We start from the raw sequence: 26,262 nt of genomic DNA on the forward strand, positions 1-26,262 counted from the left end.
GACAAATCGCACCCGCTGTTTCGCTCAGTCGGCCCTCGCAATGCCGTGTTTGCGCAGTTTTCGATACAAGGTATTACGGCTGATGCCCAAATGCTCGGCGACACGGGTCAAGTGCCAGTGTTTTGCCTCCAGGGTCGCCATCAGCGCTTGGCGCTCGGCATCCTCCAACACAACTGGCCCTATCGCCGGCAAGCCAGATCCCACAGGGTTTGCACGCGCCTCAGGCTTGGTGCAGTACCTGTGGGAGCTGGCTTGCCGGCGATCGAGGGCGAAGCCCTCGCGAACAATAGCGGGGAGATCCGAGAACTCGATTCGGGCTTTCTCGCAAAGCGCCACCAAGGTACGCAGCACGTTGCGCATCTGCCGCACATTACCCGGCCAGGCAAAGTCCAGCAGCGCCTGACGCGCCCTGGGCTCCAGTTCGACACGTTGCCCCTGCGCCTCCTGATGCAGCAAAAAGTCCAGCAGCTGTGTTTTGTCACTGCGCTCACGCACCGCCGGCAACGCCACCTCCAGGCCATTCAGGCGGTAATACAGGTCCTCGCGGAAACTGCCCTGCTCCACCCGCTCCAGCAAGTCGCGGTGGGTGGCGCTGACAATACGGACATCCACCGCTTGCGGCTCGCCACCGATGGGCACCACCTGGCGCTCTTCCAGTACCCGCAGCAGGCGGGTTTGCAAGGCCAGCGGCATGTCGCCGATCTCGTCCAGCAGCAAGGTGCCGCCATCGGCCTGCAGCAGCTTGCCGCGCATGCCTTCTTTGCGTGCTCCGGTAAAACTGCCGCCTCGGTAACCGAACAACTCGCTCTCGATCAGGCTTTCCGGGATCGAGGCACAGTTGATGGCGATGAACGGCTTGCCGCGTCGCCCGCTGGCCTGGTGCACGGCCTGGGCAAACGCTTCTTTGCCACAACCGGTTTCACCACGTAGCAACAGCGGCACGTCACGCTCGAACACCCGTACGCTGCGGCGGAATTCGTTCTGCAGAGCCGGGTCGAGCAGGCAGATGGCCGGTTCCATCGGGTGCATGGGCAAGGGTTGCGCAACAGGCACCGACCACACGGGCGCACGGGCCTTGCCGCGCAGGCTGGCAAACACTTGGCGACCGTCCAGCGTATGCAGCGGCCAGACCGTGCTGCCAGCGGGGGTGGCGCGGCTGAACAGTTCGTCGTGGCTACAGGCAAAAAAACGCTCCACGGGTTTGCCCAGCACGCCACCGCGCACGCTGCCCAGCAGGTTCAACGCGCTCTGGTTGGCAGCACAAATCCGCCCATCGCCGTCGAACGCCAGCAGGCCTTCGCTGAACAGGCCGACCGACTCGGCCTGCAGGTGAAAACGCAACAGCCACTGCTGCTCGAAGTGGCGCAGGAAATAGCAGCTTTCAATCATCTTCGCCGACAGGTTCACCAGCGCCATGGTGTGGAACTGGCTCTGGCGCGAAACGTCAGGCCGCGCGGATGACACATCCAGCACCGCCAGCAACTCGCCATGCGGGTCGAACACCGGGCTGGCCGAGCAGGTCAGGCCAGTGTGGCGGCCGCGAAAGTGCTCGTTCTGGTGAATGGTCAATGCCTGGCGCTCGACCAGGCAGGTGCCGATGCCGTTGGTGCCCTCGCGCGCCTCGCTCCAGTCGGCGCCCAACCACAGCCCGGCACGCTCGAAGCTGCGCCGCTCGGTGGCCGCGCTGACGCAGTTGAGGATCACCCCGCGGGCGTCGGTCAGCAGTACCGCATGGCCGGCGCCGGAAAGCTGCTGGTGCAGGCTGTTCATTTCATGATCGGCAATTTGCAGCACCTGGCGCAGGCGCTCGCGGCTTTCCAGCAAACGCCCATGCTCTAGCACCACGGGCGCCTCGATTACCGAAGGGTCGAGGTGGTAGTCCTCCAGGCAGCGCAGCCAGGAACGGGCGATGGACGGGTCACTGCCCCCCTCCCCGGCCCCACCATGGGCAACGGTATGCACTTGCTGGGCATGGCGAATGAAAGGATTGCTCTGCATTTGTTGTAGTTCTCCGCAGATAGAGAGTCCTGCCAGCATCCTCCACCCGGGAAGCCTTTGCAATGCACCCGCCTGGGACGTGTCGTAAATGGCACAAAGTGTCACCCCTGCGCGTATCGGCGCTGGTACAAGGGCTTATCAGCAGGCCTTGGTAGCTGACCCAAGTCATTGATTTGACTGGCGTGCGAAACGCTGGCCCAACCTTTGCTCTACGCTTTCCAACTCCTCAACAAACATAACAGCCAGGAGACACACCATGCGTTACGCACATCCCGGTACCGAGGGCGCGAAGGTTTCCTTCAAGAGCCGCTACGGCAACTACATCGGTGGCGAGTTCGTAGCTCCGGTCAAGGGGCAGTACTTTGAAAACACGTCCCCGGTGAATGGCAAACTGATCGCCGAATTCCCCCGTTCCACTGCCGAAGACATCGATAAAGCGCTCGACGCCGCCCACGCCGCTGCCGACGCCTGGGGCCGCACGTCAGTGCAGGACCGCTCAAACGTGCTGTTGAAGATCGCCGACCGCATCGAGCAAAACCTCGAACTGCTGGCGATTACCGAAACCTGGGACAACGGCAAGCCAGTCCGCGAAACCCTCAACGCCGACATCCCGCTGGCGGTCGACCACTTCCGCTACTTCGCCGGCTGCATCCGCGCCCAAGAGGGCGGTGCTGCAGAAATCAACGAAGGCACCGTGGCCTACCACATTCACGAACCGCTGGGCGTGGTCGGGCAGATCATCCCGTGGAACTTCCCGATCCTGATGGCCGCCTGGAAACTTGCCCCGGCCCTGGCCGCCGGCAACTGCGTGGTGCTCAAACCTGCCGAGCAGACCCCGCTGGGCATCACCGTGCTGGTCGAACTAATTGGCGACCTGCTGCCAAAAGGCGTGCTCAACGTGGTGCAAGGCTTTGGCCGCGAAGCCGGTGAAGCCCTGGCCACCAGCAAGCGCATCGCCAAGATCGCCTTCACCGGGTCCACCCCGGTGGGCTCGCACATCATGAAGTGCGCAGCCGAAAACATCATTCCATCCACCGTGGAACTGGGCGGCAAGTCGCCGAACGTGTACTTCGAAGACATCATGCAAGCCGAGCCGAGCTTCATCGAGAAGGCGGCCGAAGGCATGGTGCTGGCGTTCTTCAACCAGGGCGAAGTGTGCACCTGCCCATCCCGGGCACTGGTACAGGAGTCGATCTACCCGCAGTTCATGGAAGTGGTGATGAAGAAGGTGCTGCAGATCAAACGCGGCGACCCGCTGGACACCGACACCATGGTCGGCGCCCAGGCTTCGCAACAGCAGTTCGAGAAGATCCTCTCGTACCTGCAGATCGCCCAGGACGAAGGTGCCGAGCTGCTGACCGGCGGCAAGGTGGAAAAACTGGAAGGCTCGCTGGCCACCGGTTACTACATCCAGCCGACCCTGCTCAAGGGCAACAACAAGATGCGCGTGTTCCAGGAGGAAATCTTCGGTCCGGTGGTCAGCGTCACCACCTTCAAGGACGAAGCCGAAGCCCTGGCGATTGCCAACGACACCGAGTTCGGCCTGGGTGCCGGCGTGTGGACCCGCGATATCAACCGTGCCTACCGCATGGGCCGCGGGATCAAGGCTGGCCGCGTATGGACCAACTGCTACCACCTGTACCCGGCGCATGCGGCGTTCGGCGGCTACAAGAAGTCCGGTGTTGGCCGTGAGACCCACAAGATGATGCTGGACCACTATCAGCAAACCAAGAACTTGCTGGTGAGCTACGACATTAACCCGCTGGGCTTCTTCTAAGCCCGTCAGCCAGAGCGGTTCGCGTTCACGAACCGCTCTGGCTCGCTTCCTGCAGTACCCATCACCATCGGCCCGGAACCCTTCCGGCCACCAAGAAAAAGAACAGGTGAAACTATGCCAAGCGATCATTCCGCCGGCTCGCCGGCAGGCTCTTCTGTCGACTTCGAAAAAGTCGGCTCGGACTATTTCCAGCAACGTGAACTGAAAAAAGGCGCCGCCGGCTGGGTACTGCTGGTCGGCCTGGGCGTGGCCTACGTCATTTCCGGCGACTATGCCGGCTGGAACTTCGGCCTGGCCCAGGGCGGCTGGGGCGGCATGTTCCTCGCCACCTTGCTGATGGCCACCATGTACCTGTGCATGTGCTTTTCGCTGGCCGAACTGTCGTCGATGATCCCCACCGCAGGCGGCGGCTACGGCTTTGCCCGCAGTGCGTTCGGCCCGTGGGGCGGCTTTCTGACCGGTACGGCGATCCTCATCGAATACGCCATCGCCCCTGCCGCCATTGCCGTGTTCATCGGCGCTTATTGCCAGTCACTGTTCGGCATCGGCGGCTGGATGATCTACCTGGCGTTCTACATCGTGTTCATCGGCATCCACATCTTCGGTGTGGGGGAAGCGCTGAAGCTGATGTTCATCATCACCGCCATCGCCGCCATCGCCCTGGCGGTGTTCCTGGTGAGCATGGTGCCCCATTTTGATGCAGCCAACCTGTTCGACATCGCCAAAACGGACGCGGTGGGCGCCAGCAGCTTCCTGCCGTTCGGTTATGTGGGCGTGTGGGCGGCCATTCCTTATGCCATCTGGTTCTTCCTGGCTGTCGAAGGTGTGCCGCTGGCCGCCGAAGAAACCAAGAACCCCAAGCGTGACCTGCCACGCGGCCTGATCGGTGCCATGCTGGTACTGTTGGCCTTCGCCCTGCTGATTCTGGTAGTCGGCCCCGGCGGTGCAGGCTCCGAAGCACTGAAAGCGTCCGGTAACCCGCTGGTCGAGGCACTGTCCAAAGCCTATGGCGGCAGTACCTGGATGGGCGGTTTCGTCAACCTGGTCGGCCTGGCCGGGCTGATCGCCAGCTTCTTCTCGATCATCTACGCCTATTCCCGGCAGATCTTCGCCCTGTCCCGCGCCGGCTACCTGCCGCGCAAGCTGTCGGAAACCAACAAAAGCAAGGCGCCGGTGCTGGCCTTGATCATCCCCGGCATCATCGGCTTTGCCCTGTCGCTGACCGGCCAGGGTGACCTGCTGATTCTGGTAGCCGTATTCGGCGCTACCCTTTCTTACGTGCTGATGATGGCCGCACACATCACCCTGCGCATCCGCCGGCCGAAGATGGAGCGCCCATACCGCACCCCCGGTGGCATCTTTACCTCGGGCGTCGCGCTGGTGCTGGCCTGCATCGCTGTGGTTGCCGGCTTCCTGGTCGACCCACGGGTGGTGATTGGCGCCGCAGTGATCTATGCGGTATTAATTGCCTACTTTGCTTTCTACAGCCGCCACCACCTGGTTGCGGGCACACCGGAAGAGGAATTCGCCGCGATCCAGAAGGCCGAAGAGGCCCTGCACTGATTGCCGCCACCCGCCGCAGGGCAACCTGCGGCTCTGGAGATTCTGTATGGCAAGTTTCGTACACACGGTCGGCCACCTGGTCTACCGCTTCGACAGCCTCAAGGAAGTGATGGCCAAGGCCAGCCCGGCACGCTCCGGGGACTACCTGGCAGGCGTTGCAGCCAGCAACGACGGCGAACGCGTTGCCGCGCAGATGGCGCTGGCCAATATCCCGCTGACGCACTTTCTCAATGAAGCGCTGATCCCTTACGAAGATGACGAGGTTACCCGCCTTATCGTCGATACCCACGATGCCCAGGCGTTCGCACCGGTCAGCCACCTGACCGTGGGCGGCCTGCGTGACTGGCTGCTGAGCGAAGAGGCCGATGAAGACAGCCTGCGCGCCCTGGCGCCCGGGCTGACACCGGAAATGGCAGCAGCGGTCTCGAAGATCATGCGTGTCCAGGACCTGGTGCTGGTGGCGCAGAAGATCCGCGTTGTTACCCGTTTTCGCGGCACCATGGGCCTGCGCGGGCGCCTGTCGACCCGGCTGCAGCCCAACCACCCGACCGACGAGCCGGCCGGTATCGCCGCCAGCATCCTCGATGGCCTGCTGTACGGCAACGGCGATGCCATGATCGGCATCAACCCGGCCACCGACAGCATCGCCTCGATCTGCGCCCTGCTGGAAATGCTCGACGCCATCATCCAGCGCTACGACATCCCTACCCAGGCCTGTGTGCTGACCCACGTCACCACCTCGATCGAGGCGATCAACCGTGGCGTGCCGCTGGACCTGGTGTTCCAGTCCATCGCCGGTACCGAGGCGGCCAACGCCGGGTTTGGCATCAACCTGAACGTACTGCAGGAAGGCTACGAAGCGGGCCTGTCGCTGAAGCGCGGCACCCTTGGGCAAAACCTGATGTACTTCGAAACCGGCCAGGGCAGCGCGCTGTCGGCCAACGCCCACCACGGCGTCGACCAGCAAACCTGCGAAACCCGCGCCTATGCCGTGGCCCGCCACTTCAAGCCGTTTCTGGTCAACACCGTGGTCGGTTTCATCGGCCCGGAGTACCTGTACAACGGCAAGCAGATCATCCGCGCCGGCCTGGAAGACCACTTCTGCGGCAAGCTGCTGGGCGTGCCGATGGGCTGCGATATCTGCTACACCAACCACGCCGAAGCCGACCAGGACGACATGGACACCCTGCTGACCCTGCTGGGGGTGGCCGGGATCAACTTCATCATGGGTATCCCCGGTTCCGACGACATCATGCTCAACTACCAGACCACCTCGTTCCACGACGCGCTGTACGCGCGCCAGACCCTGGGCCTGAAGCCCGGGCCGGAGTTCGAAGCGTGGCTGGCCCGCACCGGCATCTTCACCCAGGCCGATGGCCGGGTGCGCTTTGGTGACAACCTGCCGCCGGCCTTCCGCCAGGCCTTGGCACAGCTTGCATAGGGATGACCATGGACCCTCGCACACCTACCCCCGACAACCCTTGGCTGGCCCTGCGCAACCTGACCCCGGCACGCATCGCCCTGGGCCGCACCGGCACCAGCCTGCCGACCGGGGCGCAGCTGGACTTCCAGTTCGCCCATGCCCAGGCCCGCGATGCCGTGCACCTGGCCTTCGACCACGCCGGCCTGGCGACCCAACTGAGTGACCGTGGCCGTGACAGCCTGGTGCTGCACAGTGCCGCCAGCGACCGCCACCAGTACCTGCAGCGCCCGGACCTGGGCCGGCGGCTCAACGAAGACTCGATTGCCACCCTGCGCCAGCACGCACAGGCGAACCCCGGCGGCGTCGACCTGGCCATCGTGGTTGCCGATGGCCTGTCGGCGCTGGCTGTTCATCGCCACACCCTACCGTTCCTGAGCCGTTTCGAGGAGCAAGCGGCCGCTGATGGCTGGACCAGCGCCCCTGTGGTGCTGGTACAGCAGGGCCGCGTGGCAGTGGCAGACGAGGTCGGCGAATTGCTGGGCGCACGGATGACCGTGATGCTGATCGGCGAACGCCCAGGGCTCAGCTCGCCCGACAGCCTGGGCCTGTATTTCACCTACGCGCCGAAGGTCGGCCTGACCGATGCCTACCGCAACTGCATTTCCAACATCCGCCTGGAGGGCCTGAGCTATGGCATGGCGGCGCACCGCTTGCTGTACTTGATGCGCGAAGCCTGCAAACGCCAGCTTTCCGGGGTGAATCTGAAGGACGAAGCCGAGGTCCATAGCCTGGAAAGTGAAGACAGCGCCAACCAGAAAGGCAACTTCCTGCTCGGCAAAGGGTAAAAAACATGTCACGGAAGGCGGATTGCACTTGTGACGCGCATTGGGCAGCATGCCCTTGAACGCTGCAGGCATTCCGCTGTTTCCCTAAATGGACTCTGAGGGCCGCACATGCGCATCATCAAGGCAACCCTGGAACACCTCGACCTGCTCACGCCACTGTTCGTCAGATACCGTGAGTTCTATGGGCAGCTGCCCTATCCCGACAGCTCGCGCAGCTTTCTGGAAAAGCGCCTGAAACGGGATGAATCGGTGATCTACCTGGCGCTACCGGATGATGACGACAGCAAGCTGATGGGCTTCTGCCAGTTGTACCCCAGCTATTCGTCGCTATCGCTGAAGCGGGTATGGATACTCAACGACATCTACGTGGCCGAAGACTCGCGGCGCATGCTGGTGGCTGACCACCTGATGCGTGAGGCGAAGAAAATGGCGAAAGAGACCAACGCCGTGCGCATGCGGGTTTCGACCAGCGCGGACAACGAAGTTGCGCACAAGACCTACGAATCCATCGGTTTTCGTGAAGACACCGAGTTCAAGAGCTACATCCTGCCAATCAGCCAGGATTGACAGTCCCGGCCCTTTCGCGGGCGTGCCCGCGAAAAGGCCAGCACAGGAAGCACCTGCCGTAACCCCCCGCTACAAACTCCCCGGGCATGATCCTGACTTAGCCGTATAATGCCCCACCTGTCATGTGTGAAAATTTACCCATCCCCAGGTAACCGAGCCTACGCCCCAGAACACAGGTGCTGTACATGGATTTCAACCCGCTGGACCTTATCCTGCATCTCGATGCCTACCTCGATCTGCTGGTCACCAATTACGGTCCCTGGATCTACGCCATCCTGTTTACCGTCATTTTCTGTGAAACAGGGCTGGTGGTAATGCCTTTCCTGCCAGGCGATTCGCTGCTGTTCATCGCTGGCGCCGTGGCCGCTGGTGGTGGCATGGACCCGGTGCTGCTGGCCGGCCTGCTGATGGCTGCCGCCATCCTGGGGGACAGTACCAACTACGTGATAGGGCGAACGGCCGGCGAGCGGTTGTTCAACAACCCCAACTCGAAGATCTTCCGCCGCGATTACCTGCAGCGTACCCACGACTTCTACGAACGCCACGGCGGCAAGACCGTGACCATGGCGCGCTTCCTGCCCATCCTGCGTACCTTTGCACCGTTCGTCGCCGGCATCGCGCACATGCATTACCCACGCTTCCTCGGTTTCAGCATCGCCGGTTCGCTGCTGTGGGTGGGAGGCCTGGTTACCCTGGGTTACTTCTTCGGTAACGTGCCGTTCATCAAGCAACACCTGTCGCTGATGGTGGTGGGCATCATCATCCTCTCGCTGGTGCCGATGATCCTCGGCCTGCTGCGCGGCCGCCTGGGCCGGGCCGCCAAGGCTCACTGACCGCCGCTCATGTGGTCGTTCAGCGCCTGGCGGCGCAAGCGCACCCTGGCGCGCTACCCTATCTCCCCCCAGCAATGGCAGGCCGTACGCGAGCGCCTGCCGATGCTGGACGGCATCAGTGACGCCGAAGACCACTGGCTGCGCGAAGCCTGCATCCTGTTCCTGCTCGACAAGCACCTCACCTGCCTGCCCGGCGTCGAACTGGACGACGAGCAGCGCCTGCTGCTGGCCGCCCAGGCGCAACTGCCACTGCTGCACCTGGGCGAGCTGAACTGGTACCAGGGTTTCCACGAAATCATCCTGTACCCCGACGACTTCAAAAGCCCCCAGCGCCACCGCGATGCCAGTGGCGTGGAGCACGTCTGGGACGGCGAGCACAGCGGCGAAGCCTGGCAGCAGGGGCCGATCATCCTGGCCTGGAACGGCGTGCTGGCCAGTGGCGGCTGGGAGGCCTACAACCTCGTCATCCATGAGCTGGCGCACAAGCTCGACATGCTCAATGGCGATGCCAACGGCCTGCCCCCGCTGCACAGCGGCATGCCGGTGGATGAGTGGGCAACGGCCATGCAACAAGCCTACGACGACCTCAACCGCCAGCTGGACGCCAACCCCGACGCCGAAACCGCCATCGACCCCTATGCCGCGGAAAACCCGGCGGAGTTCTTTGCGGTCACCAGCGAATACTTCTTTAGTGCCCCCGACCTGCTGCAGCAGGCTTATCCATTGGTCTACCGCCAGTTGTCGCTGTTCTACCGGCAAGACCCGCTGGCGCGCCTGCGCCAGCTACAGGCCGAACACCCCGAATACCGCGAAAGCCACGCCTGACGGGGCCGCACATCAGGCCAGGCGTGGCATGCCCCGGCAGAATGTGCCTATAATCGCCGCCACTTTTTTGGTCAAACACGGGGGCACTGCCCAATGAGCTACAGCAAGATTCCGGCGGGCAAAGACCTGCCGAACGACATCTACGTCGCCATCGAGATCCCGGCCAACCACGCGCCGATCAAATACGAAATCGACAAGGACAGCGACACCCTGTTCGTCGACCGTTTCATGGCTACCCCAATGTTCTACCCAGCCAACTACGGCTTCATTCCGAACACCCTGGCTGACGACGGTGATCCGCTGGACGTGCTGGTTGTTACCCCTTACCCGGTAGCGCCAGGCTCGGTTATCCGCGCCCGTCCGGTTGGCGTGCTGAACATGACCGACGACGGCGGCGGCGACGCCAAGGTCATCGCTGTTCCTCACGACAAGCTGTCGCAGCTGTACGTTGACGTGAAGGAATACACCGACCTGCCAGCCCTGCTGATCCAGCAGATCGAGCACTTCTTTGCCAACTACAAAGATCTCGAGAAGGGCAAGTGGGTCAAGATCGAAGGTTGGGAAGGCGCCGACGCCGCCCGTGCCGCGATCACCAAATCGGTTGCTGCCTACAAGGGCTGATACCGGTTGCAGGAAGAACCCCGCCATGGCGGGGTTTTTTTATGCCTGAATGGGCGATGCTCAGGGTGCTGGTAATGAATCCTACGCAGTCCTACATCAACTCCCTACAAACCACCTCTTTTCGTACAACCCCTGTCAACACCCGGTTCATATCCTTGCTGACACCCCCGCCGCTACACTCGCTACCATGAACACTTCCGGCGACCGCCTCAAAGCCCTGCTCCACGAATGTGGCCTGACCCCTTCCGATTTTGCCGCCCAACGCAGCGTCACACCGCAGCACGTCAACAACTGGTTCAAACGTGGTGTGCCTTTGGCCCGGCTGGACGAACTGGCCGACTTGTTCTGTGTGCACCGCCGTTGGCTACGCACCGGAGAAGGGCCCAAACATCCCAACCCGATCCTGCGCAGCGGCGCGCCCCGGCCGACGCCCGTCAACCCGCCCTCTCCGCTGTCGGTGGAACATGGCCGGGCAGTGAAGGTGCCTTACTACCAGTTGCAACAAGGCCAGCTGTCGCCGGTGGCCAGCAAACACCTGCGCTTGCCGGCAAAAGCCTTGAGGGGGCTGGGTGTGCATGCTGCCAATGCGATCTGCCTGGCAATGCCGGCCAGCAACATGCTGCCCCTGATTCCGCTGAATGCCAGCCTGGCCATCGACCTGGGCATGACCCGAGTGGTCGAGGGTGAAACCTATGCCCTGCTGCACAACGGCATGCTCAGGGTGAACAACCTCAGCCTTGGCCAGCACGGTACGCTGTACCTGCACAGCCATGACCGGCGCAACTACGCAGTCGAACGCTACACCCCCGCACAGTGCCAGGCGCAGGGCCTGGAAATTCTTGGCTGGGTGTTTCACTGGTCGCATTTCCGCCAACAGCGGCCTGGCTGAAACACCCTGTGCCATTTTTTGCTGGGCATCCTGCGCGTGCCCTTGTATGCTACGCGGCACATTCAGCCCCGACCGGCGCAAGCCGCGGTCCAGAGGGCTCTGGCGATATCCCACACGGGCATCTGCCATTTCTTTCAGGCCCTTGATGGCCACTCAGTTAAGGCGATTGCGGCTTACCATAAATTAGTCGGAAGCGTCCCCGAGAAGCCGGCCACAAGCCGGCTTTTTAATGCCTCGCCGAAAGCCATCCCAAGCCCTCTGCGGCCTACCTCCCTCCTTCAAGAAGCTGACGAAAAAGTAATGTCGGACTCAGTTTTCTGACAGCGGCAACTCGCTAGTTTGGTCGTGGGCTGCGACACCCAGCAGCCGGGATATCCGCACCCCACACGACTGGACGCAACGGCATGCAAAGCAAAACCACAAGACGCACCTTCGTCAAAGGCCTGGCCGCTACCGGACTGCTCGGCGGGCTGGGCATGTGGCGCACGCCGGTGTGGGCCTTGACCAGCCCTGGCCAGCCAAACGTGCTGACAGGCAGCGACTTCGACCTGTACATCGGTGAACTGCCGGTCAATATCACCGGCACAAGGCGCACAGCGATGGCCATCAACGGCTCCATACCTGGCCCAACGCTTCGCTGGCGCGAAGGCGATACCGTTACGCTTCGCGTGCGCAACCGTTTGAAGCAGGACACCTCCATCCACTGGCACGGCATCATCCTGCCGGCCAACATGGATGGTGTGCCTGGCCTGAGCTTCCATGGCATCGCCCCGGATGGCCTGTATGAGTACAGGTTCAAAGTCCATCAGAACGGCACCTACTGGTACCACAGCCACTCAGGCTTCCAGGAACAGGTTGGGGTGTACGGCGCGCTGGTCATCGATGCGAAAGAACCCGAGCCGTTCACCTATGACCGGGATTACGTGGTGATGCTCAGCGACTGGACGGATGAAGACCCTGCCCGGGTGCTGTCCAAGCTCAAGAAACAGTCTGACTACTACAATTTCCACAAACGGACGGTGGGTGATTTCGTCAACGACGTGAGCGAAATGGGCTGGTCCGCTGCGGTGGCGGATCGCACGATGTGGGCCGAAATGAACATGAGCCCCACCGATCTCGCGGACGTGAGCGGATACACCTACACCTACCTCATGAATGGCCAGGCCCCGGGCGCCAACTGGACGGGGGTATTCAAGCCTGGCGAAAAAATCCGCCTGCGCTTCATCAACGGCTCCGCCATGACGTATTTCGACGTGCGTATTCCCGGCCTGAAGATGACCGTGGTTGCGGCGGATGGGCAATATGTGAAGCCGGTAGCGGTCGACGAGTTCCGTATCGCGGTTGCTGAAACCTACGATGTGATTGTCGAGCCCGAGGATGAGCAGGCATACACCCTCTTTGCTCAATCCATGGACCGCACCGGTTATGCCAGGGGCACCTTGGCTATCCGCGAAGGCTTGCAAGCGGCTGTTCCAGCTGTTGATCCACGCCCGCTGATTTCCATGAGTGACATGGGTATGGATCACAGCGGCATGTCGGGGATGGACCATGGCAGCATGGCTGGCATGGACCACAGCCAGATGGCCGGCATGGATCACGGCAGCATGGCTGGCATGAGTGGAGCCATGCAGGGCCATCCTGACTCAGAGACCAACAACCCCTTGGTCGACATGCAGACGATGAGCCCCACGCCAAAACTGAGCGACCCGGGCATCGGGCTGCGTAACAACGGCCGACGTGTGCTGACGTATGCGGACCTGCGCAGCACCTTCATTGATCCCGACGGCCGAGAACCTGGCCGCACCATCGAGTTGCACCTCACAGGCCACATGGAAAAGTTCGCCTGGTCGTTCGACGGGGTCAAGTTTTCCGATGCCGAGCCGCTGCGCCTCAAATACGGGGAGCGCCTTCGTATCACCTTGGTCAACGACACCATGATGACTCACCCCATCCACCTGCATGGCATGTGGAGCGACCTGGAGGATGAGAACGGCAACTTCATGGTGCGCAAGCACACCATCGACATGCCGCCTGGCTCGAAACGAAGTTACCGCGTGACTGCGGATGCTTTGGGGCGCTGGGCCTATCACTGCCACCTGCTGTTCCACATGGAAATGGGCATGTTCCGAGAAGTCCGCGTGGACGAATGAACTGGAGATCCGAGATGAACAAACCTATGAAACGAAGCGCGTTTTTCCTCTCTGCTGCGATGGCTGGCCTGCTGGCTGTTTATGCCCCGTCGTCGTGGGCCGGTGACAACCATGAGCAACACACCCAGAAAGCCGCAGATGCAGCAAAAGCCAAGGGCGCTCAAGGCATGGACCACGGTTCCATGAAGGGCATGGATCACAGCGCCATGAAGGGCATGGACCATGGCTCGATGGAAGGTATGGATCACAGCAAGATGATGGAATCGCAGGGCAGCGACAACGCCAAGGCAGGGAAAGATGGCCAATAGCCCGGCGCGACCCTCGCTGCTGGCCCTGGCCGTTTCACTCGGCATGCTGGGTGCTGCACCCAGCTTCGCCGCTGGCGAAATGGACCATTCGGCGATGGGGCACGGCTCCATGTCGGGCATGGACCCTAGCCAGATGAATCATGGCAGCATGCAGGGCATGGATCATGGGGGCATGGATAACTCGAAGATGAACCATGGTACTGCCAGCCCTGCGACGACCAGCCGAACGCCGATTCCCGAATTGACGGATGCAGACCGGCAGGCGGCATTCCCCCCATTGGGCGGGCATCAGGTACACGACAGCGCGCTCAATAGCTTCTTCTTGCTGGACCAGCTTGAGTATCAGGATGCAGACGAAGGCAGCACCCTGGCCTGGGATGCTACCGGGTGGGTCGGCGGCGATATCAACCGGTTGTGGATTCGCTCCGAAGGCGAACGCACCAACGGCGTCACCGAAGATGCCGAGTTGCAGCTGCTCTATGGCCGCGCTATCAGCCCCTGGTGGGATGTAGTTGCCGGGGTGCGCCAGGATTTCAAACCGCAATCACCGCAAACCTGGGCGGCGTTCGGCATCCAGGGCATGGCGCTTTACGGCTTCGAGGCCGAAGCCACCGCGTTCCTGGGTGAGAACGGTCAAACCGCCGCGCGCCTGGAAGGCGACTACGACATTCTGCTGACCAATCGCCTGATCCTTCAGCCCACCGCCGAAGCCAATTTCTATGGCAAGAACGACCCTGAGCGAGGCGTGGGTTCTGGCCTGGCGAATACCGAGGTCGGGCTGCGGCTACGGTATGAAATCGTTCGCCAGTTCGCACCTTACATAGGCATCACCTGGAGCCGCTCCTACGGCAAAACGGCTGATTTCGTCCGCGACGAGGGTGGTGATGTGGATGAAGCGCGTTTCGTTGCCGGCATTCGCATGTGGTTTTGAGAGCCCGACATGAAAAAAACAATTACAACGCTTGTTGCAGCAGGCGCCATCGCCGGTGCGGGCGTATTGGGCGCAGCTTACTTTGGCCTGGTGAACGTCGGGGCTGATGATCCCCATTTCCCGGCCGTGCATGCCTTTCTGGCCATGGCCCGGGATCGGTCCATCGAGGTACGGGCCAGGGATATCGAGGTACCGGACCTCAAGAATGAAAACCTGATTCGCATCGGCGCCGGTAACTACAACGCCATGTGCATTGGTTGCCATCTGGCCCCTGGCGTCGAAAAGACCGAGCTGAGCCAAGCGCTGTACCCGTCGCCTCCTGATCTGAGCAAGCTCGGCGCCAGCGGTGATCCCGCTGTTGCGTTCTGGACCATCAAGCACGGCATCAAGGCTACGGGAATGCCAGCTTGGGGCAAGAGCATGGATGATTCGTATATCTGGGGCATAGTGGCTTTTCTCGACCAACTACCGCAGATGAATGCTCAGCAGTACCAGGCGATGGTCGCAAGCAGTGGCGGCCACCAGCATGGGGGCGGTGAGAGTGACATGCACAACCATGAAGGCCAGCATGGGCAAGACCAAGCCGGCAGTGATCACCACTCGAAGCCGGCGTCGAAGACGCATGCTCATCGTGATGGGTCAGGAAAAATCGGCCCTTGAAATGTTCACCTTGAATGCTGCACAGGGCAGACAGGTGCATGCCGACAGGGTTGCAGCGCCTGGTAGATCGAGGGCCGCGCGGGCGGCGCTCGATTTCATAAACGATGCAAAACCGTCGACGTAGACCTACACGCCACAACACCAATCAGAAGTCATACCGCGCCCCAACCATCATGCTGCGCGACGGCCCGTAGAAGTTGAACGTGGAGGTCGACCCCACCCGCGACAGGTAATCCCGGTCGAACAGGTTGTTGACGTTGAAGGTGGCGGTCAGCTTCGAGGTCAGCGGGTACGACAGCATCGCATCCACCGTGGCATAGCCCGGTGCATCGATGCGCACGCCGCCATTCTCGGAATAGAAGTTGCTCATCGCCGAAATGCCGCCACCAATGGCCAGGCCGTTCAGCGGGCCTTGGCTGATGGTGTACTTGCTCCACAGCGAAGCCTGGTTGCGCGGCATGATGAAGAAGGTAGTTTCTGCATCACCCTTGAGGGTTTCGGTTTCCATCCAGGTGTAGCCGGCCAGCAGCTCCCAGTTTGGCGTCAGCTTGCCGCTTACTTCCACTTCGGCACCTTTGACGCGGGTTTTGCCGGAGGCAACCGAGAAGTTGGTGTCTACGCCATCTTCGTCGTATTCGGTAGTGGCGCGGTTCTTGTCGGTCAGGCGGAACACCGAGAAGCGGGTGTTCAGGTCGCCGCCGAAGTAGCTGCTCTTGAGGCCGAATTCGTATTGCTCGCCTTCACGCGGTTTCAGCACCCGACCGTTGCTGTCGGTGTCGGACTGCGGCTTGAACACCTGCGAGTAGCTGGCGTACAGGGCGTGGTTTTCGGTCAGGTCATAGACCAGGCCGCCATACGGGGTGAAGTGGCCATCCACGCGCTTGCTGTCGTTGGTGGTGGCACCGGTGCTCAGGGTGGTGGTGTAGAAATCACCGCGATACCAGCTGAAGCGGCCACCGGCGATCAACGCCAGGCGTTCGATCGGGCGGAAGGTGACCTTGGAGTACAGGCCGTATTCCTCTTCCTGCATGCCGGTCTCGGTGCTGTAGTTGGGCGACGGTTTGGCGAACTGCTTCGGCGAGTAGGTGTTGACGTTGATGACGCCCAGGTTGGTGGTGCCGTTGAGGTATTCGGTGTCGTAGTTCTTGTAGTCGGTACCGACCACGAATTCGCTGACCTGGCCGAGGGTTTCGAACGGCTGGCTGTAGCTGGCGTCCAGCGAGTAGGTGTCCTGAGTGAAGTCACGGGCGCTGGCGCGCTCGGAGTTGGCACCGGTGGTGGCGTTGGTCGCGGTGAAGGCGTACAGGTAATTGGTGTCGCGGTGCGAGCCACGGGCGGCGACACGGCCATAGCCGCCGTTGTCGAAGCGGTGGGTCAGCTCGGCGACCAGGTCGGTGGTCTTGCCGTCGAAGTAGTTCCAGTCGGCACCCAGGAAACGGGAGTGGCTGAAGTCCGGCACGTCGCCAGACAAGGTTGCCGGATAGCCGTTGTGCGGGGTGATGTTCTTCACTTCGTGCATCAGGCCGAACGACAGCGTGGTGGCATCGTCCAGGTCGACATCCAGCGCGCCGTAGTAACTGTTGCTGGTGTTGGCGTTGTAATCGACTTCGCCATTGGTATCGTCACGGGATGCAATGAAACGCCCGCGCACGCGGCCGGCATCATCCAGCGGCCCGCTCAGGTCGATTTCTTCGTGGTTGGTGTCCCAGGTGCCGTAGCTGCCTTCAATATGGCCCTGGAATTCGGCGGTCGGGCGCTTGCGCACCATGTTGACGATGCCGCCCAGCTCGCTGGTGCTGCTGAACAGCCCGGCCGGGCCACGCATGATTTCGACACGGTCGAACGCCGCCAGCGACGGCACGGTGCCGAAGATGCTGGCCATGGGGGCCGGCAGGCCGTCGATGTTGAACTCGCTGTATTCGTAACCACGGGCGTAGATCGAAGACCGGCCGCTGTCGTTGGTCAGGGTGCGCAGGCCGGCGGTGTACTTGGCCAGGTCATCCAGGTGTACGAATTGGCGGTCCTTGACGTAATCCTGGGTGTAGACGGTGATCGATTGCGGAATGTCCTTGAGCGCCGCAGGGGTCTTGGTGCCCACAGTCGCGGCATCGACGCTGTAGCCGCCGGTTGCTTCCGAGGGCAGCATGTCGTACAGGCGGTTGCCTTCGATGGTCAGTGCCGGCAGGTCAAGCGCGTTGTCCTCTACCGCCGCCTGGGTCGCGACCGTGTCAGCCAGTGCCGACACCGAAAATGGCGCCAGCAAGCCCAGCACCAACAAGCCCCGCACCTGTCGCGAGTTCCCCACACGTTTGAAACTGTTCATGACACACCTTTCGCCCAAATGACAGTAATTCGCAAACGAAACAAGTTGCTTTTTGCGAACGATACCGGAGCGAAAACAGGGGTGCAGCAGGATTAACCTTCTTAACACAACCGGGCGTTGCCCTCCCCCTGCCAGCAATGGGATGATTCGTAACTGATAGAAGTTCTCATTCAAGGCTCAACGTGCCCACCTCACTTCTCCTCGTCGAAGACGATCCACGCCTGCGTCAGGACCTGGAACACCATTTCCTCAACCGTGGTTTCCAGGTGCATGCCTGCGCCAGCGGCACTCAGGCCCTGAATGCCATAGCACGCGCGCAGTTCGAACTGGTGTTGCTGGACATCATGCTGCCGGGCATCGACGGCCTCAGCCTGCTCGACGCATTGCGCCGCCAGCAGGCGGTGCCGGTCATGCTGATGTCGGCGCTGGGGGCGGAACAGGACCGCATCAGTGGCTTCACCCGAGGTGCGGACGACTACCTGCCCAAGCCCTTCAGCCTGGCGGAGCTGGACGCACGGGTCGATGCCCTGTTGCGGCGCGTGGCGTTCGATCGCGGCACGGCGCTGCGGGCCGACGTGGGCGAGGTAATGCTGGACCACCACCGCCAGGACGTTATCCACAACGGTAACGCCGCAGGCCTCACGGCTTCCGAATTCCGCTTGCTGGTGACGCTGCGTGCCCACCCCGGCGAAGCCTTGAGCAAGCCGTTCCTGTACCAGACCGTGCTTCACCGGGCCTATACCCGCCTGGACCGGGGCCTGGATGTGCATGTGTGTAACCTGCGCCGCAAACTGGCCGACATCAATGCCCAGCACCTGCAGATCCAGGCCGTGCGCGGCCAGGGTTACATCCTGGTCGACACGGAACAGCCCTGATGCGCCGCCACCCGTTGCTGTGGAAACTGGCCGTGCTGCAAGTCGGCTTCTGCCTGTTGCTGGTCTGGCTGATCTGGACCTGGGGCCTGTCGGTGGAGCGCAGCACCTATTTCCTGTCCCCGGCCGACCAGGACTACCTGGCGCGCTATGCGCAACAAGCCGAAGACGCCTGGGACCAAGGCGGTGCGGTGGGCGTCGAGAGCTGGCGCAAGCAACTGGAACACGCCGAGAACACCTGGGTGGCAGTGATCGGCCCGCACCTGCAAAGCCTCGGTACCACCCCGCTAAGTGCCGAGCAGGCCAGCCACCTGACCTTCATGCGCAAACTCGATTGGCCGATGAGCCGTCGCCTGCAAGATGAACTGCCCTACGTCAGCATCGAATTTCCACGACACCCCGAGCACGGCCGCTTGGTGCTACAACTGCCTGAGCGACTGCTACCCACCGGCCTTACGCCGTGGACCCACGTGGTCACCCACGGCGTAGCCCCCGCACTGCTCGCCCTGCTGCTGGGCCTGGCGTTGTACCGGCATTTGGTAGTGCCGCTGAACCGCCTGCGCGACCGCGCCGACGCCCTGCGTGCCGATGACCTGGACAGCCCCGCCCTCCCCCTGCAAGAGCGTCGGGATGAGTTGGGTGAACTGGCACAGGCCTTCGAGCACATGGCCGGGCGCTTGCGCCAGAGTCTGGAGCAACAGCGCCTGCTGTTGCGCACGCTGTCGCACGAACTGCGCACGCCGCTGGCACGACTGCGTATCGCCCATGACAGCGACTTGCCGTCGCATCAGTTGCGCGAGCGTCTGGACCGCGAAGTCGCCGACATGCAGAAGTTGCTGGAAGACACCCTGGACCTGGCCTGGATGGACACCGAGCAACCCAGCTTGCCGACCGAACCGGTATTGATGGTTTCAGTGTGGGAAGCCCTGTGCCAGGACGTCTGCTTCGAAAGCGGCTGGGCCCCTGCGCGCCTGCCCTGTTCGCTTGGTATCGACTGCCAGGTACAAGCCCACCTGGACAGCCTTGCACAAGCCTTGGAAAACCTGCTGCGCAATGCCATTCGCCATTCGCCACCCGAAGGCCGGGTCAGCCTGGATGGCTGGCGCGAAGGCGAGGTTTGGCACCTGCGCCTGAGCGATCAGGGCCCCGGCGTGCCGCACGCGGAGCTCGAACGCATCTTCAAACCTTACCAACGCCTTGCCGACAGCGGTGCCGGGTTCGGCCTGGGCCTGGCCATTGCCCGACGCGCCATCGAGCTGCAAGGCGGCCGATTGTGGGCCAGCAATGGCCACCCGGGCCTGTGCCTGCATTTGACCTTGCCGGCCGCCAGCGACTGTTTAGAAAGTTAATGCGCTTTACGCTCAATCAGGACTGATTATCATCTGGGCGCTCCAGCCTCGCGTTCCTCGCCAGGCCCTGACGAGACGCCTGATGAGCAAGATGACCCTGACACTGGCTTTGGCACTGGCCCTTGCGGCGCCTGTTGCCCTGGCACAGCCCGAGCGTAACCAGAAGATGGACACCTCGCTGCTGCAGCGCCAGGACCTGGCCTATCGCTTCACCCAGCTCGACCTGGACTCGGCCGATGGCCAACGCCATTACCGCTTGTGGGTCGGCAAACCAAACCGCCCGGCGCCCGCCTCGGGGTACCCGGTACTGTGGATGCTCGATGGCAATGCCGCGATCGGGGCGCTGCAAAGCCAGCAACTGGACAAGCTCGCCGCCGGCCAGGCGCCTTTGCTGGTGGCCGTGGGTTACCAGACCGAACAACGTATCGAGCGGACCGGGCGTACGTATGACTACACCCCGGCGCTGCCTGGCCAGGCTGAGCAGCGTGACCCGCTGACCGGCGAGCCCAGTGGCGGTGTGGATGCGTTTCTTGATCTGCTGACCGAACGCATGCGGCCGATGGTGGCCGGGCTGGCCCCGATCGACGCGCAACAGCAGACGTTGTGGGGCCATTCCTATGGCGGCCTGGCCGTGCTGCACGCGTTGTTCACACGGCCCGGTGCGTTCAGTGACTATGCGGCGGCCAGCCCTTCGTTGTGGTGGCATGACGGGGCGATCGTGCAGGAGGCGCAGGGGCTTGAGCAGCGCTTGGGCAACAACTCTGCGCGGCTGCTACTGATGCGGGGCAGCGCAGAACCCTCGAACCCCCGGGCACAGCTTAAAGGCGATGCCGAGAAGCCCGCGCGCGAGCTGGCGGCGGACCTGGCCAAGGTAAAAGGCCTTCAGGTGCGCTTTGAACGGTTCGATGGGCTGGATCATGGGCAAATGCTGGAGGCTTCCTTGAACGCGGTGATCGAGCAGCTGGCCAGATAACAGGTAATCCCGTTCCGGCCTGCTGCTCCGTCGCATCGTCAAGGATAGGTGTACTTGAGCACGTACTGGCTCAGTTCACGGAAGGCATCCCCGGAAATCCGGGCTACAAGGTCTGGTGTCCGGCCAAGCGTCTTGCAGCATGCCGCGACCATCTGCTGGCGCACCGGCTCATCGAGCATGCTGGCATGCACAACCTGGAAGAACTGAAGGTAAACGCCAGAACCACTGCCTTCAGGGCTGCGCCGGATTTCAACAGGTGTGTCGTGGTAAGGCGCCCGGAAGAACGGCTGACCCTCGTAGTCCGGCTGTGGGGTCAGCACACCCGGGGCATCACACCGGCTGTGACACAGCACTTTGCTCTGATGATCCGTCTCGAAGCCTCGTTCATAAAGCGTGACTTGCGACCCGGGGGCCTGTAGGCAGGCACTTTCGAATGCGTTCAGGATCTTCCGGGCATTCGCCTGGGAAGCCTGGATCTGCGACAACGCCACGAACCGCTCGATTTCACCCTTGGCGACGCTTTTTACGCCCCGGTCAAGGGTTGCCCAGTGGCTGAATTCTTCTTTGCAGGCAATCATGTGAATCTCGAAGCGGTAACCTGCCTCGACGGCAGCAGGCGGGAAACCGGCGAACGCTTCGTCGTCCAGTGCCGATTCCATGATGATGTTGTAGCGGTTGGCGAAGGCATACTCGAAAACCTTGCCGCTCAGCTCTCTGACGAAGGCTTCGGTGTGTTCGTAAACATGCAACACACCGTGCTCGCTCATCTGTGCGTAGTGCGGGTGCAGTTTGCGGAACTCAGGCAAATAAAGCCGCACATGGTTCTCGTAGCGCTCGCTGGGCAGCAACTGCTTCTCCAGCAAGTAAGTCTTGCCCGACCCTTGCGCCCCCGCAACGATTAGCATGTTCGGGGCGGGGTCACTTTCAGGCCCATCCGCCTCGCGTGCCTTGTCGAACAGCGTGTTGTCGAGCAGGGCAAAGGCATCAGTCACGTCGTTGGCAGTGAACGGGTAAAGCGTGGCCATATCTGCAATCCTCAAGTATCTGCCCCAAGCGGGCTGCCCGGCACTCTAGAAGTTGCGATGGCGTACCGTGTGGTAGATGGCTATGGCATCTCTGGCCAGCCCGCCGAAGGTCGTAGACGCGTGGGTTGCCAGTGGGGTGGCCATGTGCGTTATGCTTGGCCGGTCTTCAGGGCGGGGTGAAAGTCCCCACCGGCGGTAAATCGAAAGATGAGCCCGCGAGCGCCCCGGCCATGCCGGGGGTCAGCAGATCTGGTGCGACTCCAGAGCCGACGGTCATAGTCCGGATGAAAGAAGGCGTCAGGCAGGGGCCATCCGGGCGCCCTTGCGCGCGCATTTTGTTCGCCCCGAGACGTTCATCGATCATTCACGAGGAGCGTTTCATGTCCACCCTTCAACACCCGCAATTCCCCAACGTTTGCGCCGCCATCGCCGCCTTCCAGGCCGGGCGCCCTGTATTGCTGCTCGATGACGACGACCGCGAAGACGAAGCGGACATTATTGCGGCTGCCGAAAACATCACGCTGCAAACCATGGCCATGATGATCCGCGACTGCAGCGGCATCGTCTGCCTGTGCCTGGACGAAGCCACCGTTGACGAGCTGCAACTGGCGCCGATGGTGCAGAACAACCAGGCCCGCCACGGCACCGGTTTCACCGTCACCATCGAAGCGGCAGAAGGCATCACCACCGGGGTTTCTGCCCAGGACCGCATCACCACCATTGGCGCGGCGTTGCGTTCCAGCGCCGAACAACGCCATATCGTCAGCCCAGGGCATGTGTTCCCGCTGCGCGCCCGCAATGGCGGGGTGTTGACCCGCCGTGGGCACACCGAAGGCTCGGTGGACCTGGCACGCCTGGCCGGCCTGCGCCCGGCAGCCGTGCTGTGCGAGCTGATGAACCCCGATGGCAGCATGGCCCGTGGCGAGCAGGTGGCGGTGTACGCGCGGCAGTACAACTTGCCGGTGCTGACCATCGAGGAGCTGGCGCGGTACCGGGAGGCGATGCTGGAGCGGGAAGCCGAGCCTGCCTGATAGGCCACCTTGCGCCCTTTCGCGGGCACGCCCGCGAAAGGGCCCTTGAACTTGCCTCATTGCCCCGGAAGTTTGCTCCCCCCGCCCCGCTCTGCTAGTGTCGCGCCGTTCTGATATGCCACCGAGACAGTCGCCATGGCCCGCAAAAAAGCCTCCCTCGATTTCGAGCAATCCCTCGCAGACCTGCAAGCACTGGTCGAGCGCCTGGAGAACGGCGAGTTGTCGCTGGAAGAGTCGCTGGCCGCCTTCGAGCAAGGCATCGCCCTGACCCGTGACTGCCAGGGTGCCCTGGCCCAGGCCGAACAGAAGGTGCAAATTCTGCTGGAGCGCGATGGCGAGCTGGCTGCACAGCCCTTCGACGCGGAGCCAGAAGCATGATCGGCACCTACCAGGCCAGTTGCCAGGCACGCGTCGACGCAGCCCTCGAACCCCTGTTCGTCGCCCCGACCAAAGAGCTGGAACGCCTTTATGCCGCCATGCGCTACAGCGTGATGAACGGCGGCAAGCGTGTACGGCCATTGCTGGCCTATGCAGCCTGCGAAGCCCTGGGTGCCCCGGCCGAGCAAGCCAACGGCGCAGCCTGCGCGGTCGAACTGATTCACGCTTATTCGCTGGTGCATGACGACCTGCCGGCCATGGACGACGACGACCTGCGTCGCGGCCAGCCAACCACTCACAAAGCCTTCGATGAAGCCTGCGCCATCCTGGCTGGCGACGGCTTGCAGAGCCTGGCGTTCAGCGCCCTGCTCGACCCAGGCCTGAGCCCGCAGGCCGACAGCATTCGCCTGGCCATGGTGCAGGCCCTGGCCAAGGCCGCCGGGCCAGCCGGCATGGTCGGCGGCCAGGCCATCGACCTCGGTTCGGTGGGCCTGAAGCTGGACCAGCAAGCGCTGGAGTTCATGCACCGGCACAAGACCGGCGCACTGATCGAAGCCAGCGTGCGCCTTGGCGCATTGGCCAGTGCCCGTGCCGAACAGGCGCAGCTAGAGGCCCTGCAGACTTATGCACAGGCCATCGGCCTGGCGTTCCAGGTACAGGATGACATCCTCGACGTGGAAAGCGACACCGCCACCCTGGGCAAACGCCAGGGCGCTGACATAGCCCGTGACAAACCGACCTACCCGGCCCTGCTGGGGCTTGAAGCGGCCAAGGCCTATGCGATCGAACTGCGCGACCAAGCGCTGGTCGCACTGGATGGGTTCGGCGACAAGGCCGAGCCACTGCGGGCGTTGGCGCGTTACATCGTCGAACGCCGCAACTGATTTTCGGGGCCGCTGTGCGGCCCATGCAACACCCGTCTGAATGGGCAGCTTTTCCTACAATGGGGTAAACTGCCGCGTCTTCACACACCTATAACGACTCGCCTGATGCCCACGACGTTTCAAGAGATCCCCCGCGAACGCCCGGTCACGCCGTTGCTCGACCGCGCTGACACGCCTGCCGGCCTGCGCCGGCTGGCCGAAGCCGACCTGGAGACCCTGGCCGACGAACTGCGCCAGGAACTGCTCTACACCGTGGGTCAGACCGGTGGGCATTTTGGTGCCGGTCTGGGCGTGATCGAGCTGACCATCGCCCTGCACTACGTATTCGACACCCCGGACGACCGACTGGTGTGGGACGTGGGCCACCAGGCCTACCCGCACAAGATCCTCACCGGGCGCCGTAACCGCATGCTCAGCCTGCGCCAGAAGGACGGTATTGCCGCCTTCCCGCGCCGCAGCGAAAGCGAGTACGACACCTTTGGCGTCGGCCACTCCAGCACCTCGATCAGCGCCGCACTGGGCATGGCCATTGCCGCCCGCCTGCAAAACAGTGCACGCAAGTCGATTGCGGTGATCGGTGATGGCGCGCTGACAGCCGGTATGGCCTTCGAGGCGTTGAACCACGCCCAGGAAGTCAACGCCGACATGCTGGTGATCCTCAACGACAACGACATGTCGATTTCGCGCAATGTCGGTGGCCTGTCCAACTACCTGGCCAAGATTCTCTCCAGCCGCACCTACTCGAGCATGCGTGAAGGCAGCAAGAAAGTGCTGTCGCGCCTGCCCGGCGCCTGGGAAATCGCCCGGCGCACCGAGGAATATGCCAAGGGCATGCTGGCCCCCGGCACCCTGTTCGAAGAGCTGGGCTGGAACTACATCGGCCCGATCGACGGCCACGACCTGCCGACAATGATCGCCACCCTGCGCAACATGCGAGACCTGAAAGGCCCGCAGTTCCTGCATGTGGTGACCAAGAAGGGTAAAGGCTTCGCCCCGGCCGAGGTCGACCCGATCGGCTACCACGCAATCACCAAACTGGAGCCGGCCGACAAGCCTGCCGCGCCGAAAAAAGCCAGCGGGCCGAAATATTCCGCCGTGTTCGGCCAGTGGCTGTGCGACATGGCCGCCGCCGACAACCGCCTGGTGGGTATTACCCCGGCGATGAAGGAAGGCTCGGATCTTGTAGCCTTCAGCGAGCGCTACCCGGAACGTTACTTCGACGTAGCGATTGCCGAGCAGCACGCCGTCACCCTGGCAGCCGGCATGGCCTGCGAGGGCGGCAAGCCGGTGGTGGCGATCTACTCCACCTTCCTGCAGCGCGCCTACGACCAGCTGATCCACGACGTGGCGGTGCAAAACCTCGACGTACTGTTCGCCATCGACCGCGCCGGCCTGGTTGGCGAAGACGGCCCGACTCACGCGGGCAGCTACGACTTGTCGTACCTGCGCTGCATCCCGGGCATGCTGGTGATGACCCCGAGCGACGAGAACGAGCTGCGCAAGATGCTCAGCACCGGCCACCTGTACAACGGCCCGGCGGCTGTTCGCTACCCGCGTGGTACCGGCCCGAATGCGCCGATCAGCGGCGACCTCGAACCGCTGGAAATCGGCAAGGGCGTGGTTCGTCGCCAAGGTGAGAACGTCGCCCTGCTGGTGTTCGGCGTTCAGCTGGCCGAGGCCATGCAAGTGGCCGGGCAGATCAACGCGACTGTGGTCGACATGCGTTTCGTCAAGCCGCTGGACGAAGCCTTGGTGCTGGAACTGGCTGGCAGCCATGAATTGCTGGTGACCATCGAAGAAAACGCCATCATGGGCGGCGCTGGGGCTGCGGTGGGTGAGTTCCTTGCCAACGAAGGCGTGGTCAAGCCATTACTGCACCTTGGGCTGCCGGACATCTATGTCGAGCATGCCAAGCCTGCGCAAATGCTGGCTGAGTGTGGGCTGGATGCAGCCGGGATCGAGGCTTCAGTGAAAGCCCGCATGGCCAAGCTCGGCCTCTAGGGCCTATTCGCGGGCACGCCCGCTCCCACAGGTATA

Annotated in this window: 23 protein-coding genes and 1 riboswitch; of the genes, 20 read left to right on the forward strand and 3 right to left on the reverse strand. The window is 62.5% G+C overall.

Going from position 1 to position 26,262, the window contains the following annotated elements; translation table 11 throughout:
- Nucleotides 1-24: 24 nt before the first annotated feature.
- Complete coding sequence (locus tag B9A31_RS25125; RefSeq protein ID WP_084297500.1) at nt 25-1,998, reverse strand: sigma-54-dependent Fis family transcriptional regulator; 1,974 nt, start codon at nt 1,996-1,998, stop codon at nt 25-27.
- A gap of 256 nt (nt 1,999-2,254) precedes the next feature.
- On the opposite strand from B9A31_RS25125, the gene B9A31_RS25130 reads away from it, so the two are divergent.
- The 13 genes from B9A31_RS25130 (at nt 2,255) to B9A31_RS25190 (ending at nt 15,390) form a co-directional block, all read left to right on the forward strand.
- Nucleotides 2,255-3,775 (forward strand): acetaldehyde dehydrogenase ExaC, encoded by a 1,521-nt coding sequence (locus B9A31_RS25130; RefSeq protein ID WP_016715380.1) that lies wholly within the window; start codon nt 2,255-2,257, stop codon nt 3,773-3,775.
- A 114-nt stretch (nt 3,776-3,889) separates the two neighbouring features.
- Nucleotides 3,890-5,338 carry an ethanolamine permease gene (gene eat, locus B9A31_RS25135; RefSeq protein ID WP_016715379.1) on the forward strand — a complete coding sequence of 483 codons (1,449 nt, stop codon included), beginning with the start codon at nt 3,890-3,892 and terminating at the stop codon, nt 5,336-5,338.
- Between the two features lie 46 nt (nt 5,339-5,384).
- Entirely contained in the window at nt 5,385-6,779 is a 1,395-nt protein-coding gene (locus tag B9A31_RS25140; RefSeq protein WP_016715378.1) for an ethanolamine ammonia-lyase subunit EutB, read from the forward strand.
- A gap of 8 nt (nt 6,780-6,787) precedes the next feature.
- Nucleotides 6,788-7,606 carry an ethanolamine ammonia-lyase subunit EutC gene (gene eutC, locus B9A31_RS25145; RefSeq protein ID WP_025754627.1) on the forward strand — a complete coding sequence of 273 codons (819 nt, stop codon included), beginning with the start codon at nt 6,788-6,790 and terminating at the stop codon, nt 7,604-7,606.
- Between the two features lie 108 nt (nt 7,607-7,714).
- Entirely contained in the window at nt 7,715-8,173 is a 459-nt protein-coding gene (locus B9A31_RS25150; RefSeq protein WP_016715376.1) for a GNAT family N-acetyltransferase, read from the forward strand.
- Nucleotides 8,174-8,358: 185 nt separating this feature from the next.
- A complete protein-coding gene (locus tag B9A31_RS25155; RefSeq protein WP_016715375.1) occupies nt 8,359-9,006 on the forward strand; it encodes a DedA family protein in 648 nt (215 codons plus the stop codon).
- A gap of 9 nt (nt 9,007-9,015) precedes the next feature.
- Nucleotides 9,016-9,831, forward strand: coding sequence for a M90 family metallopeptidase (locus B9A31_RS25160; protein ID WP_016715374.1), 816 nt, complete (start codon nt 9,016-9,018; stop codon nt 9,829-9,831).
- 93 nt (nt 9,832-9,924) lie between these two features.
- Nucleotides 9,925-10,452 carry an inorganic diphosphatase gene (gene ppa, locus B9A31_RS25165; protein ID WP_003255365.1) on the forward strand — a complete coding sequence of 176 codons (528 nt, stop codon included), beginning with the start codon at nt 9,925-9,927 and terminating at the stop codon, nt 10,450-10,452.
- A 187-nt stretch (nt 10,453-10,639) separates the two neighbouring features.
- Nucleotides 10,640-11,341: a LexA family transcriptional regulator gene (locus tag B9A31_RS25170; protein WP_016715373.1), complete on the forward strand. Its 702-nt coding sequence runs from the start codon at nt 10,640-10,642 to the stop codon at nt 11,339-11,341.
- 404 nt (nt 11,342-11,745) lie between these two features.
- Complete coding sequence (locus B9A31_RS25175; protein ID WP_019097902.1) at nt 11,746-13,491, forward strand: copper resistance system multicopper oxidase; 1,746 nt, start codon at nt 11,746-11,748, stop codon at nt 13,489-13,491.
- Nucleotides 13,488-13,799: a hypothetical protein gene (locus B9A31_RS25180; RefSeq protein ID WP_033693656.1), complete on the forward strand. Its 312-nt coding sequence runs from the start codon at nt 13,488-13,490 to the stop codon at nt 13,797-13,799. The genes B9A31_RS25175 and B9A31_RS25180 overlap by 4 nt, the downstream gene beginning before the upstream one ends.
- On the forward strand, nt 13,789-14,730 hold the full coding sequence (locus tag B9A31_RS25185) for a copper resistance protein B (protein ID WP_027609848.1): 942 nt from the start codon (nt 13,789-13,791) through the stop codon (nt 14,728-14,730). Before B9A31_RS25180 ends, B9A31_RS25185 begins: the two co-directional genes overlap by 11 nt.
- 9 nt (nt 14,731-14,739) lie before the next feature.
- Nucleotides 14,740-15,390, forward strand: coding sequence for a c-type cytochrome (locus tag B9A31_RS25190; protein ID WP_027609847.1), 651 nt, complete (start codon nt 14,740-14,742; stop codon nt 15,388-15,390).
- Nucleotides 15,391-15,535: 145 nt separating this feature from the next.
- Here the strand turns inward: B9A31_RS25190 and B9A31_RS25195 are convergent, their stop codons facing one another.
- Nucleotides 15,536-17,713 carry a TonB-dependent siderophore receptor gene (locus B9A31_RS25195; RefSeq protein WP_027609846.1) on the reverse strand — a complete coding sequence of 726 codons (2,178 nt, stop codon included), beginning with the start codon at nt 17,711-17,713 and terminating at the stop codon, nt 15,536-15,538.
- 182 nt (nt 17,714-17,895) lie between these two features.
- On the opposite strand from B9A31_RS25195, the gene B9A31_RS25200 reads away from it, so the two are divergent.
- The 3 genes from B9A31_RS25200 to B9A31_RS25210 all read left to right on the forward strand — a co-directional run bounded on the left by B9A31_RS25200 (nt 17,896) and on the right by B9A31_RS25210 (nt 20,907).
- Nucleotides 17,896-18,588 (forward strand): response regulator transcription factor, encoded by a 693-nt coding sequence (locus B9A31_RS25200; RefSeq protein WP_084297501.1) that lies wholly within the window; start codon nt 17,896-17,898, stop codon nt 18,586-18,588.
- Nucleotides 18,588-19,934: a HAMP domain-containing sensor histidine kinase gene (locus B9A31_RS25205; protein WP_019097898.1), complete on the forward strand. Its 1,347-nt coding sequence runs from the start codon at nt 18,588-18,590 to the stop codon at nt 19,932-19,934. The genes B9A31_RS25200 and B9A31_RS25205 overlap by 1 nt, the downstream gene beginning before the upstream one ends.
- Nucleotides 19,935-20,016: 82 nt before the next feature.
- The gene (locus B9A31_RS25210; protein ID WP_084297502.1) at nt 20,017-20,907 is read left to right on the forward strand and encodes an alpha/beta hydrolase; all 891 of its coding nucleotides are present in this window, start codon (nt 20,017-20,019) and stop codon (nt 20,905-20,907) included.
- A 38-nt stretch (nt 20,908-20,945) separates the two neighbouring features.
- Here the strand turns inward: B9A31_RS25210 and B9A31_RS25215 are convergent, their stop codons facing one another.
- The gene (locus B9A31_RS25215) at nt 20,946-21,932 is read right to left on the reverse strand and encodes a zeta toxin family protein (RefSeq protein WP_027609843.1); all 987 of its coding nucleotides are present in this window, start codon (nt 21,930-21,932) and stop codon (nt 20,946-20,948) included.
- A gap of 158 nt (nt 21,933-22,090) precedes the next feature.
- Nucleotides 22,091-22,232: riboswitch (FMN riboswitch) on the forward strand.
- Between the two features lie 80 nt (nt 22,233-22,312).
- Between B9A31_RS25215 and ribB the strand changes: the two genes are divergently transcribed.
- The 4 genes from ribB to dxs all read left to right on the forward strand — a co-directional run bounded on the left by ribB (nt 22,313) and on the right by dxs (nt 26,226).
- Entirely contained in the window at nt 22,313-22,963 is a 651-nt protein-coding gene (ribB, locus tag B9A31_RS25220; RefSeq protein ID WP_019097895.1) for a 3,4-dihydroxy-2-butanone-4-phosphate synthase, read from the forward strand.
- A 135-nt stretch (nt 22,964-23,098) separates the two neighbouring features.
- Nucleotides 23,099-23,341, forward strand: coding sequence for an exodeoxyribonuclease VII small subunit (locus B9A31_RS25225; protein WP_003255380.1), 243 nt, complete (start codon nt 23,099-23,101; stop codon nt 23,339-23,341).
- Nucleotides 23,338-24,225, forward strand: a complete 888-nt coding sequence (gene ispA / locus B9A31_RS25230; protein ID WP_019097894.1) for a (2E,6E)-farnesyl diphosphate synthase — start codon at nt 23,338-23,340, stop codon at nt 24,223-24,225. The genes B9A31_RS25225 and ispA overlap by 4 nt, the downstream gene beginning before the upstream one ends.
- A 105-nt stretch (nt 24,226-24,330) precedes the next feature.
- On the forward strand, nt 24,331-26,226 hold the full coding sequence (gene dxs, locus B9A31_RS25235; RefSeq protein WP_084297503.1) for a 1-deoxy-D-xylulose-5-phosphate synthase: 1,896 nt from the start codon (nt 24,331-24,333) through the stop codon (nt 26,224-26,226).
- Nucleotides 26,227-26,262: the final 36 nt, after the last annotated feature.

Origin of the sequence: Pseudomonas sp. URIL14HWK12:I5 (assembly GCF_900176445.1) — a bacterium.
Classification (GTDB): domain Bacteria; phylum Pseudomonadota; class Gammaproteobacteria; order Pseudomonadales; family Pseudomonadaceae; genus Aquipseudomonas; species Aquipseudomonas monteilii.